Source organism: Amycolatopsis xylanica (genome assembly GCF_900107045.1).
Classification (GTDB): Bacteria; Actinomycetota; Actinomycetes; order Mycobacteriales; family Pseudonocardiaceae; genus Amycolatopsis; species Amycolatopsis xylanica.
On record NZ_FNON01000005.1, the window covers coordinates 488,071 to 500,526 of the forward strand.

A 12,456-nucleotide genomic window follows, 5' to 3' on the forward strand; every position below is an offset into this window, starting at 1 on the left:
CGTCGGACCGTGTGCTGCTGCTACATCAAAGTGTTGGCCGGCCCCGCTCCTCAGCGGTCTCCCGTCGCTGGGCGCTGCCGGTCCACAGAGACTACATGTAGGGGTGGAAGCTCGCACGCGACCCAAGGGATGGCGTGTCGTTCTCACCCCGGCGGGTTACACGATCACACAGAGAAGCTGATCAGGCGGTCGTTCAGCCGCCGAAGCGCAGCGAGAAATCCCGAACGTGGAGGCTCAGTGCCGGTCGGTGACCGGCTAAGTAGCCGAGCGGCCCGTCCGGGTTGACCGACCAGTCCGCCGACGCCAGATGCGGACGCGCCTTCGCCCGGACCGGACTCCGCTTCAAGTCACCCTTGAGGGTTTGGACGACATCGAACGCGGCGGGCGCGGCGACCGGCAGCCCGAGCCGCGGGGTGAAGGCGGCGGTGGCGATCCAGCCGTCTTCGAGGGCCGCAGAGGCGGTGAAGGTCTTGCCGTGGGTGAAGGCGAGCGTGGCGAGATCCTTCGGGATGCCCCACAGCTCGCGCCCGCCCGCGAGTGAGATCTCGCTGTCGACCCAGATGTCGGTGATCGAGCTGGACACCCGGGGCCCGTGCACGGCGACCGTCGCCAGCAGCTCGTGATAGGAGAGCTGCCCCGGTGGCTGGTAGTCGACCCAGGCGGTGAAGACCTGCGCGCGGCCGCCGAGCAGCACCGGCTTGACGCCTTCGGGCAGTTCGGGCAGGCGATCGGCGGGCACCCGCCAGATCGACAGGTACGCCTGGCCCGCGAGGTTCCAGGGTTCGGGCGGGTACGTCATTCGCTCAGCCACGGCAAATAGGGTGGCAGATCCTTGTCGACGCGCATCCCGAACTCGGGCGGGCGCTTCTGCAGGAAGGACATGACGCCCTCGATCGCGTCCGGGCTCGTGCCGAGGCCGCCGATGAGCTTCGAGTCGAGCGCGTGCACCGGGAACGGGGTTTCGGCGCTGGCCATGCGATAGAGCAGCTGCCGGGTGACCGCCACCGACACCGGCGACGTGGTCGCGATGATCTCGCGCGCCAGCTCGTAGGCCTTATTAAGCACTTCGTCCGGTTCGTGGACGCTGTGCACGAGGCCTTTCTCAAGCGCTTCGTCAGCGGTGAAGACGCGGCCGCTGATCATCCAGTCGAGTGCGGTGCCCATGCCGACGAGCCGCGGCAGGAACCACGCGGACGCGCCCTCGGGGTAGATGCCTCGGCGGGTGAAGACGAAGCCGAACTTCGAGTCGGTCGACGCGAGCCGGTAGTCGCAAGGGAGCGTGATGGTGATGCCGCCGCCGACCGCGGCGCCCCGCAGCGCGGCGATGACCGGCTTGTTCATCGTGTAGACGCGCTTCGCGCAGCGCCCGGCCGGTTCCTGCCATTCGGGGTCCGGCCCGCGCGCCGGGTCGAAGTCGAAACCGCCCTGGCTGAGATCCGCGCCGACGCAGAAGTCCTTGCCCTCGCCGGTCAGCACCACGACCCGCACGTCCTCGTCCCGGTCGGCGCGGTCCATCGCGGCGCCGAGCTCGTCGGACATCCGGATCGTGTAGCCGTTGCGGGCTTCCGGGCGGTTGAGCGTGATCGTCGCGACGCGCTCGTCGACCGCGTAGGTGATCTCGGCATAGTCGGCCATGGTTCGACGTTAGGGCACGCCCCGCGCTACTGGCAAGGTGTCAATAGCGGTACCCGTTCGTGTGACAGGTGCGCGGCCGGGCCGGTACTACCGTCGACCCATGATCTTGCGGCGGCTCGGCGTGGTGGCATCGGTGCTGGCCATGGGCCTCGCCGGGGCTCCGGCGGAGGCCGCTTTCCCCGGCGCGGGACCGTTCCTGATCAAGGCGGGGGAGCGCTGTGCCGGCGGTCCGCATCCGCTCGACGGGTTCGCGACCGTGCAGGTGACGGCGTGCTCGGGCGGCCGGGCCCAGTGGTGGCGCTGGGACCCGGCCACCCGCGTGCTCCGCAACGCCGGCAGCGGCCAGTGTGCTCGCACTGCCGACGTCGCCAACCGGGGCACGATACTGCTGCTCGGCGGGTGTCCCGCCGAGCCTTGGGTGCACACGGGGCAGATCTCGTCCGGCGGTTTCGCGCCCTGGTGCTGGTCCGTCGCCGACAGCGGCCTCGTGCGCGTCCAGCTGTGCGCGGACGGGCAGCCGCGGCAGGTGTTCGGGATTCAGCGGTTGCCGTAGATCACCGCGGAGCTCGACGGTCCCGCGCAGTCGTACTCCCACGAGATCGAGCCGCAGCCGTCCGGCACGGCCCACACCTGGCGGGTGTCACTGGGGACCTTGGGCACGTGGATCGGCGCCTGGACCCCGTTGAAGAACAGGAACAGGTTCTCCATGTCCGCGTAGCCAGCGGACACCGAGAACCACACGTCACCGACGACCGACGAGATCGACCGCGTCTCGATCGTGCGATGGTGGTACTGCCGTTCCCCGCTCGCCTCGTAGGCGTGGTCGAGCGGTCCGGTCAGCACCTCCTCGTCTTCGATGTGCTGCACGTTCGCGTCACCGCCGAGCGCCCACGCGCGCTGGTCTTCGGCGCTCGCGTTCGGCATGACCGAGACGTGCACGTGTTTCGTGTGCGGGTTCGTCCCGTTGTAGGGAACCCAGCGCCACGGGTTGTTGCCGGGCCGCGAGTCGACGATCCGCCGGTTCCAGATCACGTACTTGATCCGCGGATCCCGCGACGCGACGAGCTTCTCGGCGAGCCAGTTCCCGTCGAGCCCGCCCGCCGGGTCGTGGGTGAAGTCCCGCGCGGTGACGATTCCGGGGCCGTACCAGGGATTGTGGTCGGAGTCCCTGCTGGCGTGCGCCGCGTCGCCGATGGAGCCGTCGGAGGCCTTGGAGCGCTGGGGCGCCAAGGTGTTGAGCTGTCCTAATAGGACATCGAGTGATCGGGCGACCCGCCAGCCCATGACTTCCTCCTCCGGCCATGACAATTCTTGATGGTCAAGGAGATCAGTTTCCGGCTCGGCGCGACACCGGCTTGAGGGCTCGGCTTGCCGCGCAAAAGGCCGCCCGAACGGGCAGCTCAGGCCGGGGCGGGCAGGTTTTGGCACAGCGTGCGCGGGAATTCCGCGGGTACCTCCGCGCAGCCCGCTTCTCGAGTGCTGGCAACCGTTTCCCAGCCGGCGGGAGCGGACCGCAGGAACAACCGGACCGGGTGTGCGTCCGACCGGCAGGTCGGTGCGCCGTCGAGTGCCGGACATTCGCCCGCGGCACGGTTGAAGTCGAGAACCAGCCACTGGCCGTCGCAGCCGCGCGTGGTCGTCATGGAGTCCGCGTGCCTGGTCGGCACGTCGAGGCTGAACGTGAACTGGGTGATCCAGGCCTGATCGCAGCGGTCGGCGGGCGGATGGCAGCCGAGGCGCGGGTGGCAGCGGCGGTAGTGATCGCCGTCGGCGGTCCACGGCGGGTTGAGCGAGTTGAACATCAGTACCCGGTCGCCCAGCGGTGCGGCGACGGTCAACGGGACCTCCGCGGGGGCGGTCGTGGGGCAGCCGCCGACGACGTTCGCCCGCGCCGAGGAGTACACCACGTTGGCGTAGATGATGTCCGGCCGTCCCGGTTCCTGGTCTTGGAGCAGTTCGATGTGCGGGTCGCGGGCACACAGGGAGTCGCCTGCCGGAAGGCTCACCTCGATCGCCGCGGTGCGTTCGCCGGTACGGTGCACGCCGACGACCTCCGCGGTGAAGGTCGTCCACTCGGGGGGTTCGCCACTGAACGCCACCACGACGGCGATCACCCCCGCCAGCGCGAGTGCGCCGAGCAGCCATTTCCGGTATTCCCCCATGGATCCGTCCTTATCTCTTGGTCTTGCGAAGCTTCGACTGCAAGGCGCGGCGCGCGACGACCCCGAGGCCTTCCACGACCTCGACGAGCACGGCGAGCTGATCCAGCGCGTCGAGTGCCGCGTGCGCGCCATCGGGATCGACGCCTTCGAACAGCTCCAACCCGATGAACCCGGCACAGATCGCGCGGGCGAGTCCGCCGACGTCGGTGGACCCCGACAGCGGCGAGCCGGCCAGCAACCTGGTCAGTGCCCGCTCGATCGGGGTGATCCACAGTCGCAGCGCCGCCGTCGTGGTCGCGGCCAGATCCGCGTCCGACTGAGCGGCGGCGAGCATGCGCGCCAGCACCCGGACGTTGCCGCGCGCGCGTTCCTCGGTGTGCAGCGCACGGCCGAGCGCGAGCAGTTGACGCAGGTCCGCGACCTGCTCGAGGCGGGCGGCGAACGGGGCGACCCGCGACTCGGTCTCGGCCAGGCAGGCGGCCTTGATCAGGTCGTTGACGCTGCCGAAGTGGTAGAAGACGAGTGCCTGGTTCACCCCGGCGGCGGCCGCGATGCTCCGTGCCGACGTGCCCGTCAGGCCGTGTTCGCGGATGGTCTCGATCGTGCCGTCGACAAGGCGCTGCCGGGTACTGGCCGTGCCGGACACCGTAGAGCCACCCATGCGCCCTCCTGGTTTTGAGCACTCGCTCAAAACGAAGCGTAGCTCAAGATTGAGCGACCGCTCAAGACTGGGTCGGGGATCGGGGCGTTCGGTATCGGTTCGCGACCTGTGCGAGGTCACATTTCACGGCCGTTCGGCGATACCTTCGGTAGGGGCTGCGGCGAAAGGGTGAGCAAGGTGAACAAGCAGACGGCGACACCGCCGGTCCTGCTCGCGCTGGCGAGGGAGCTGCTCGGCGCCACACTCGACCAGCAGCGGCTGCTGCGCGCGGTGCCCGGCGGCCTCGACGCGGCCATGCTGGCCGAGGTCGAGCGGACCTACCGGGACACGGCGGCCGAGATCCCGCAGTACCGCAGGCTCGTCGACCAGTGGAACCGGCAGGACCCGGCCGCCGAGGGGCTGGCCGATCTGTCCGAGGTCGTGGACCGGCTGTCGATCGAGTACAGCGAGGTGTTCGACCTCATCACCGCGCAGCGGGTGGATTCCTGACCGTCGCGAGTTGTGGCTCTCAGCTCGCTCACTGACTAACTGAGACGGCGGTGCCTCGGGTTGGTCGCGATGGCAGGACCTCGTCGCCGGTGGCAACTGCGGGTGCCTGCGACGATCGTGCATGTTCAGGCGAACCTGTCGTCGGTGAGTGCTGCAACCGAGGTGACGGTAAGCGTGCGTGACCTGCTCTATTCCCTTCGTCGACCTCCTCTCGGAGTGAAGTTATGCAAAACGTTGGTCATTTGCGCATGTTTAGGCTTGCACGGCTTTCAATGTGTTAGCGGGCTATGTTTGCTTGGTGTGCCCTTCAGCTCGTGTAATGCGTTCCGAATTGCGGTTGGCAAGGTGCCGTTTTCGCCATCGTGAAGGATCAACCCCTTGAGTATATCCGTGTATTCCGCGATCGTGTCAACGATACTGGCGACGTTCAGTTCGCGGCGACACCATGCGATGCGCCTTCGTGTCCTGAGGATGTCCCGATTGTCAGCTTCCTCGTAGGTTGCACGTTCGGCTGCCAGGCAGCCTTCCAGTAGTGGTAAAGCTTCATCGAAACGTCCATGGTCCATTAGTAACACTGATAGGTTCCAGGTTGCAATTCGGTGGATCGCATCTTCTGGCTCGCGTCGCATTTGGCAAACTGTGACAATATATCGTAATTCAATCTCGGCGCGGTCAATTTCGCCCATGGCGTGCTGTAGTAATGCGATTCGGCGACGAAGATGCAGGATGCGGTCCGAAAAGGGTGCAAACTCCTCTGAGTATTCGGAGAGTAGAGATTCGATTTTACCGAGCGCCTCTTCGTTTGAAATCTCACCGAGCATAAGTTGGAGGTTGACTATGCGTCGAGCTGCGAACAATTTGCGAGATGCGTCTTGTTCGTGTTTATTTTCTAGTAGTTTGCGGTATTCGTAGCATTTGTCGAGTGCGTCTCGTGGGCGCTCTAGGTCAATCAGCAATGAGGAAATGCTCCGTAGTACTGTCAGCAATGATTCGTGTCCAGGAGAATCTTGCTGGCGGTACTGCTCTTCCAGTTCGGTAAGTGCTTCTAGTGCGCCGTCGGCGTCGCCGTTTAGTCGCCGCGCGGTGGCGACCGCGGAAGCCAGTTGCAGGTATCGGGAATCGCGCGTTTGTGCGTCTTTCCATGGTATCGCAAAGAATTCAGATACCGCTTGATCTGCGCTCATCTCACCAATTTTGAGACGCATCTCTACAATGCGAGTTCGGGTTGCCGTAATGTCGTCATGATTGGCGGGGAATATAATCTCCTCGACCTGTAAGCATTTGCGGTAGACCTTGAGTGCGGCGCGGTTCCGGCCCAAAAGTTTAAGGCTTTGTGCATGGTTCCAAAGAGCTCGGCGGGTTCGCCAGTACGTAGCTCCAAAGCTTTGTTCGCAGAGTTCGGCGAGTACAGCTTCTTCCCTTTCTGTCGCCGCGTCTTTGTCTTGTGCTGCTAGCACGAAAGTAAGTTTTCGGCGGACGTCGAGTTCTAAAGTTGGGTCGCTGGTAGCGGTTAATGTGAGGTCGCTCAATAATTTTCGGAGTTCACCTTCGGCTTCGTCCCATTGTTTCGCCCAAGTATGTAGCTCGACGTGGTCCAAGCGTAGTCGTAAATTGTAAATACGAAGATCATCGGAATGGCCGCAGTTGCGAATTGCGTTCGAGTGTAGTTCGAATGCTTCCTTGAGTCGACCTTGTTCATGTAAACTGAAGCATAAGGAGCGTAGGGCTTGCCGGTAGCGGCCGGTTCTCTCCTGTCCTGTCGCTTGGAGTCGTTCGAGAATTGTCTTGTATTCTAGTTCTGCTTCAGTATGTCGTTCGAGTAAAGCTAACACGCGGGCGATCTCGACTTGCGCGGCTAACGGTGTCGCTTGTCGATTGTGTCCTTGAAGCATTTCGTCGAGATCAACGTCGACCCGTCCTTGGTTTATGAGCTCTCGGGTCAGCTTCATTGTCCACATGAGTGTGTAGTGGTTGGTTGGGCCGAGGAACCGCTCGCAGTCTTCGACTACTGTTCGAAGCAACGCCTCCGCTTCATCTTTGTGGTCTAGGCTAATTAGTAGATCAACAAGCTCGTCTTGAGATACGAGTGTGTAGGGATTCGCTGGGCCAAACAATATGGCGCGACGCTCCGCCACTCGGCGTATCTCTCGGAGGCTCGCTATTTTGCCATGAGTTTCTGCCAGGACGGTAGCCAGTTGGTGGTCGGTGATCAAGGTGTCAGGATGATCTGGGCCAAGCACGGTGACTTGTCGGCTCAAGACGTCCTCGTATTCCCTAGCTAGATCTGCAGCCGGCCGGGAGCTGGCGAGGAGCTCGCGATGGCGGGCTGCGAGCCGTACCGGATGGCTATCTGGCAGTGTGAGAGATCGATCCAAAAGCATCTGGCTATAGGTGGTCGCGCCGTCGAATGTGCTGGAGAACGACATGTACGCGTAACCCCGTAAGCCCTGGTGAAGTGCTTCAATAAGTACGCTCGAGTCATTGCTAGGTATCACGGAAACGAGGGTGGCCACGTGAGGCAAGATAAGCCTCCACCAGTCCCAATTCTGCGGTTCCTCAGGAGCGGGTGCGCCCGCCACAGTGATTAGACGTGCTGCTGCCCGCCAAGTGATTGCCTGTTCTGCGGCGGGCAGCTCCCGCAGGCGGCTCGCGGTTGCTTCAAGAACTAGCCGATGGCCGACCAAACAGGTGGACTGGGCACTGTCATCCGCGCTTGGACTGGTTCGGGTCACCGTCAGCATGTCGAGATCTACCAATGCCTCAAGTGCGCGGTCGAGCTGCTCTAGTGAGGGTAGGTAGGATTCGTCTTCGGCGATCAATTCAACGGGCAACGGCGCCGGGGCGAAGCACGAGATAAGCCGCATAAGCGGGCGTGCTTGAGCGATCCCCTGAGCTTCAAGTAGGTCGAGGCTCATCTCCCAGGTGCGTCCTACAAGGCCACGATGTAGCCGTTCGAGACGCTCGCTCTCATTTGGCCATGGCTGACCTTCATCGAGGAGTTCTGTGCCAAGGTTGCCGAGGGCCAGCCGATAGGCGTCGAATGTGGTAATACGAGCAGGTCGGCGTAACAGGCCTGCGCCCCGGGCTGTGCGACTGAGGTAGCTCCCAGCTGAACGAAGTGCAAGGGGAAGTCCCCCGAGACGTTCGGCTAGCGCATTTGCCTCTTCTTTGTCACCTGCGTGGCCAGCAAGGTCGACAAGGACATCTGCTGCGTCTTTTTCGCCTAGTACGCCCACATGGTGTCGCTCGGCCTGGCTGCCCCAGGTGGCCGGCGTTCCAACTCGTGAGGTGAGTATCGTTGTGCCTGACCTGCTCGGCCTGACCCAACCCGTGCCGTCGCCGGCGATTCTACCAGGTGAGGCGAGCACTTCCGGCACATCTGCATTGTCGACTATGAGCAGCCACGGTTGCTGCGCGCTATCGAGATGCCTCCATAACATGTCCATCGCGCTTGATCGTCCTGACCAAGCCTGCTCGATGTCACCCGCGGGTATCCCGATCTCACGAGCTACCTGACGCATACTGGCAACGAATCCGCCTCGCTCAGCTGCTGACACCCAGTAGACCGGGTGGCCAGACTCCTGGACTAGACGAGCAACCTCGAGCGCGATCGTGGTCTTGCCGCAGCCGCCGAGGCCGTGCAGTACCTGGAGCATCGGCCGCGGCTTGGCCACAAGAGTTGTTAGTCGGGAGACTATGGCGGCTCGGCCGCGGACTCGGGCAGGAAGGCTCCCTACTGGTGGCCGAATTGAGAATAGTCCAGGTTGGTGAGACCTAACTGTGTCTGGCTCCTGTCGAGGCTCATCATCCTGGGGCAGGGCGTCAGGTGGTTGCTCGGCATCCCTCGCGGCTTCCCAGACTTTCCGCCAGTGTGCGTTGGGTTGTATGCCACACGTTTGCAATAGAAACTGCGTCGTACGCCAGGAAGGGACAGTCTTCCCGCTTAGAGCGTTAGACACCGTCGAGGCGGCTAGCTGTGCGTCGCCTGCCAGGGTTCTCAGAACGGTGTAGTCGGCGTCGACCATCGCTCGACGCAGGCCTTCGGCCAACGCGCGCATTGCTGGAGGAGTGGCACGGTCCAACGGCTCAAGTCTATTGCCTGCCACCGACACCCCTTTGACTGTTCGTCGCCGAACGTCGAACGAACGGCGAACACGCCGTCAAATCAACGTCGTTCGCCGATCGTTCGCAGACTTCCCCGAACGCTGCGCGCCGGACCTATACCGGACCTATCGCAAACCGGATGAAGGATGTGACTGTCATGGGAATTCGTGACCTGCTTGACATCGTGGCGCAGCTGCTCACATGTCTGAACCTGAGTGTGAAGCTCGGCGAGGCAGCAGTGCGATTTCGGCGGAGTCGCCAGGAAAAACGAAACAAGGGGTGATCCTACCTGCGGTGCCTGTACGCAGGCACCGCAGGCAGCTGCGATAGATAGGGTAAGACTCTGCGTCTTAGTCAGTGGTCCGATGCAGTTCACCCATGGAGAGGGTCGGTCGCTTCAGCTGCGAGTTTGTACCAAGCTTCAGGAGGATTGCGAACATTGTTCGCGACCTTCGCTTGTGTCCGATGATCTACAGCACGTACGAAGCGATCAGGTGACCGAGCTGCCGGATCCCCGAGCCGCCCCTGAACTCGAACCGCACCTTGCCGAGCCCGCTGAACCACAGCTCCAGCTCCGCGTCGAGGTCGAACGTCCCGGCCGTCTCGATCGAGAACGCCTGGATCCGGCTGTACGGCAGGGAAGTGAAGTCCTTCTTCTTGCCGGTCATGCCCTGGACGTTCACCGCGATCAGCCGCTTGTTCGTGAAGACCACGAAGTCGCGGGCGCCCTTGAAGGCCGAGACGAGCTCCTCGCCGGGGATGATCAGCGGTGCGACGGTCGCAGCGATGGCGTCCGGCTTGCACGGCGACAGCTTGAAGACTGAGGCTTTCTCGAAGTCGATCACCTCGCCAGGGTACGGAGCAGAAACAATCATGCGCGCTTGATTTTTACTGCGGACGGTGCCAGTGTGGTCACCGACGCAAGGAGGCGGGTATGGCTGACCTCGGCGTGATCCTGGGTGATCTCGCGGCCGAAACACAGACGATCGACGACGTCGTGGCCGGGTTGCCCGCGTCGGACTGGGCCAGGGCGACACCGGCGCCGGGCTGGACGGTCGCGCATCAGGTCGCGCATCTGGCCTGGACCGATCAGAAGTCGCTGATCGCCGTGACCAGGCCAGGTGACTGGCAGTCCGAGATCGAAAAGGCGCTGACCACCGAGAACTTCGTCGACGTCGGCGCCGCCGAGGGCGCCGAGAAGCCGCCTCGCGTGCTGCTGGCCGAGTGGCGTGAAGGGCGCGCGCAGCTCGCGGACGCGCTGGCCGCGCTGCCGGAGGGGGAGAAGATCCCTTGGTACGGGCCGCCGATGCGGGCCGCGTCGATGGCGACCGCGCGGTTGATGGAGACCTGGGCGCACGGCCAGGACATCTTCGACACCTTCGGGCTCGAGCACCCCGCGACGCCCCGGCTGTGGCATGTCGCGCGGATCGGCACGCGGACGCGGGACTTCGCCTTCAAGCTGCACTCGCTCGCGCCGCCTGCCGAGGAATTCCGGGTCGAGCTCGCCGCGCCCGATGGCACCACCTGGGCTTTCGGGCCGGAGGACGCCGAGCAGCGGCTCACCGGCAGCGCGCTCGACTTCTGCCTGGTGGTGACGCAGCGGCTGCATCCGTCGGACAGCGACCTCGTCGCCAAGGGCGAGGGTGTCGAAGAATGGCTCACCATCGCACAGGCGTTCGCGGGCGCGCCGGGTGGCGGGCGTGAGCCGGGGCAGCGCGCATGACCGTGCGGATCGGCAACGCGTCCGGGTTCTACGGCGACCGGTTCTCCGCCGTGCGCGAGATGCTCACCGGCGGGCCGCTCGACTACCTGACCGGCGACTACCTGGCCGAGCTGACCATGCTCATCCTCGGCAGGGACCGGATGAAGGACCCCGCGCGCGGATACGCCAAGACGTTCCTGCGCCAGATGGAGGAAAACCTCGGGCTGGCCAAGGAAAAGGGCGTCAAGATCGTCGCCAACGCCGGTGGCTTGAACCCGGCAGGGCTGGCCGAAGCGCTGCGGGAGCTCGTCGCGAAGCTCGGGCTCGACGTCAGCATCGCGCATGTCGAGGGCGACGACCTCATCGGTCGCGGTGAGGAGTTCGGAAAACCGTTGACCGCCAACGCTTATCTCGGCGCGTGGGGGATCGCGGAATGCCTGAACGCCGGGGCCGATGTCGTGGTCACCGGCCGCGTCACCGACGCTTCGGTGATCGTCGGACCGGCCGCCGCGCACTACGGCTGGGCGCGTGACGACTACGACGCGCTCGCCGGCGCGGTCGTCGCGGGACACGTGATCGAATGCGGGGCCCAGGCCACCGGCGGGAACTACGCGTTCTTCACCGAGCACGAGATCGGCGTGCCCGGGTTCCCGATCGCCGAGCTCGAGGCCGACGGGTCGAGCGTGATCACCAAGCACGAGGGCACCGGCGGCGTGGTCAACGTCGGCACGGTCACCGCCCAGCTGCTGTACGAGATCACCGGCGCGCGCTACGCCGGACCCGACGTGACCACCCGGTTCGACACGCTGACGCTGACGCAGGACGGGCCCGACCGCGTCCGGATCACCGGCGCGAAAGGCGAGCCGCCACCGCCGACGCTCAAGGTCTGCCTCAACCGGCTCGGCGGCTTCCGCAACGAGACCACGTTCGTCCTCACCGGACTCGACATCGAGCGGAAAGCCTTGCTGGTCAGGGAACAACTCGAAGGCGCTTTGAAGGAGAAGCCGCCCGCCGAGATCCGCTGGACCCTCGCGCGCACCGATCACCCGGACGCCGACAGCGAGCAGCTCGCGAGCGCGCTGCTGCACTGCGCGGTCAAGGACGCCGACCCGAACATCGCCGGGCGGGCGTTCAGCGGCGCGGCCATCGAACTCGCGCTGGCGAGCTACCCCGGTTTCCACGTCACCGCGCCGCCTTCGGCCGCGTCGCCGTACGGGGTCTACGAAGCGGCCTTTGTGGACGCTCAGCAGGTACCGCACATCGCGGTGCTGCCCGATGGCTCCCGAGTGGACATCGCGCAGGCGTCCGAGACCCTCGAATTGTCCGAAGTGGATGAGCCGGAGTTGCCGGAGCCGCGGTTCGCCGGTGCGATGACACGGGTTCCGCTGGGACGCGTGATCGGCGCACGCAGTGGTGACAAGGGCGGCAACGCGAATCTCGGGGTCTGGGTGCGCTCGGAGGACGCCTGGAAGTGGCTGGCGCACCGGCTCACCGTGGCCGAGTTCCAGCTGCTGCTGCCGGAGACCGCGAGCCTGAAGGTCACCCGGCACCTGCTGCCGAACCTCTGGGCGATGAACTTCGTGGTCGAGGGCATCCTCGGCGAGGGCGTCGCGTCGCAGGCGCGGTTCGACCCGCAGGCCAAGGCGCTCGGCGAATGGCTGCGGTCCAGGGAAATCGACGTTCCGGAGAGCCTGCTGTGAAAG

Annotated in this window: 11 protein-coding genes; 4 read left to right on the forward strand and 7 right to left on the reverse strand. The window is 64.7% G+C overall.

What is annotated here, in order from left to right; translation table 11 throughout:
* Positions 1-193 precede the first annotated feature (193 nt).
* Both BLV57_RS25140 and BLV57_RS25145 read right to left on the reverse strand, forming a co-directional pair.
* Positions 194-799, reverse strand: coding sequence for an acetoacetate decarboxylase family protein (locus BLV57_RS25140; RefSeq protein WP_091292666.1), 606 nt, complete (start codon positions 797-799; stop codon positions 194-196).
* Complete coding sequence (locus BLV57_RS25145; protein WP_091292668.1) at positions 796-1,635, reverse strand: enoyl-CoA hydratase-related protein; 840 nt, start codon at positions 1,633-1,635, stop codon at positions 796-798. The genes BLV57_RS25140 and BLV57_RS25145 overlap by 4 nt, the downstream gene beginning before the upstream one ends.
* Positions 1,636-1,735: 100 nt before the next feature.
* Between BLV57_RS25145 and BLV57_RS25150 the strand changes: the two genes are divergently transcribed.
* Positions 1,736-2,188, forward strand: coding sequence for an RICIN domain-containing protein (locus tag BLV57_RS25150; protein WP_091292670.1), 453 nt, complete (start codon positions 1,736-1,738; stop codon positions 2,186-2,188).
* Here the strand turns inward: BLV57_RS25150 and BLV57_RS43410 are convergent.
* The 3 genes from BLV57_RS43410 to BLV57_RS25165 form a co-directional block, all read right to left on the reverse strand.
* Positions 2,173-2,919 carry a hypothetical protein gene (locus BLV57_RS43410; RefSeq protein WP_176968796.1) on the reverse strand — a complete coding sequence of 249 codons (747 nt, stop codon included), beginning with the start codon at positions 2,917-2,919 and terminating at the stop codon, positions 2,173-2,175. The genes BLV57_RS25150 and BLV57_RS43410 overlap by 16 nt on opposite strands.
* A gap of 116 nt (positions 2,920-3,035) precedes the next feature.
* Positions 3,036-3,797, reverse strand: coding sequence for a hypothetical protein (locus tag BLV57_RS25160; RefSeq protein ID WP_091292671.1), 762 nt, complete (start codon positions 3,795-3,797; stop codon positions 3,036-3,038).
* A 10-nt stretch (positions 3,798-3,807) separates the two neighbouring features.
* Positions 3,808-4,458, reverse strand: coding sequence for a TetR/AcrR family transcriptional regulator (locus BLV57_RS25165; protein ID WP_091292673.1), 651 nt, complete (start codon positions 4,456-4,458; stop codon positions 3,808-3,810).
* 177 nt (positions 4,459-4,635) lie between these two features.
* Here BLV57_RS25165 and BLV57_RS25170 point away from each other — a divergent pair, with 177 nt between their 5' ends.
* The gene (locus BLV57_RS25170; RefSeq protein ID WP_143047143.1) at positions 4,636-4,947 is read left to right on the forward strand and encodes a hypothetical protein; all 312 of its coding nucleotides are present in this window, start codon (positions 4,636-4,638) and stop codon (positions 4,945-4,947) included.
* Between the two features lie 269 nt (positions 4,948-5,216).
* Here the strand turns inward: BLV57_RS25170 and BLV57_RS42960 are convergent, their stop codons facing one another.
* Complete coding sequence (locus BLV57_RS42960; RefSeq protein WP_342741221.1) at positions 5,217-9,005, reverse strand: AAA family ATPase; 3,789 nt, start codon at positions 9,003-9,005, stop codon at positions 5,217-5,219.
* Between the two features lie 516 nt (positions 9,006-9,521).
* Complete coding sequence (locus BLV57_RS25175) at positions 9,522-9,896, reverse strand: PH domain-containing protein (RefSeq protein ID WP_091292677.1); 375 nt, start codon at positions 9,894-9,896, stop codon at positions 9,522-9,524.
* An 89-nt stretch (positions 9,897-9,985) separates the two neighbouring features.
* On the opposite strand from BLV57_RS25175, the gene BLV57_RS25180 reads away from it, so the two are divergent.
* Positions 9,986-10,774, forward strand: coding sequence for a TIGR03084 family metal-binding protein (locus tag BLV57_RS25180; protein ID WP_091292678.1), 789 nt, complete (start codon positions 9,986-9,988; stop codon positions 10,772-10,774).
* Entirely contained in the window at positions 10,771-12,453 is a 1,683-nt protein-coding gene (locus tag BLV57_RS25185; protein WP_091292680.1) for an acyclic terpene utilization AtuA family protein, read from the forward strand. Before BLV57_RS25180 ends, BLV57_RS25185 begins: the two co-directional genes overlap by 4 nt.
* The last annotated feature ends 3 nt before the right edge of the window (positions 12,454-12,456 follow it).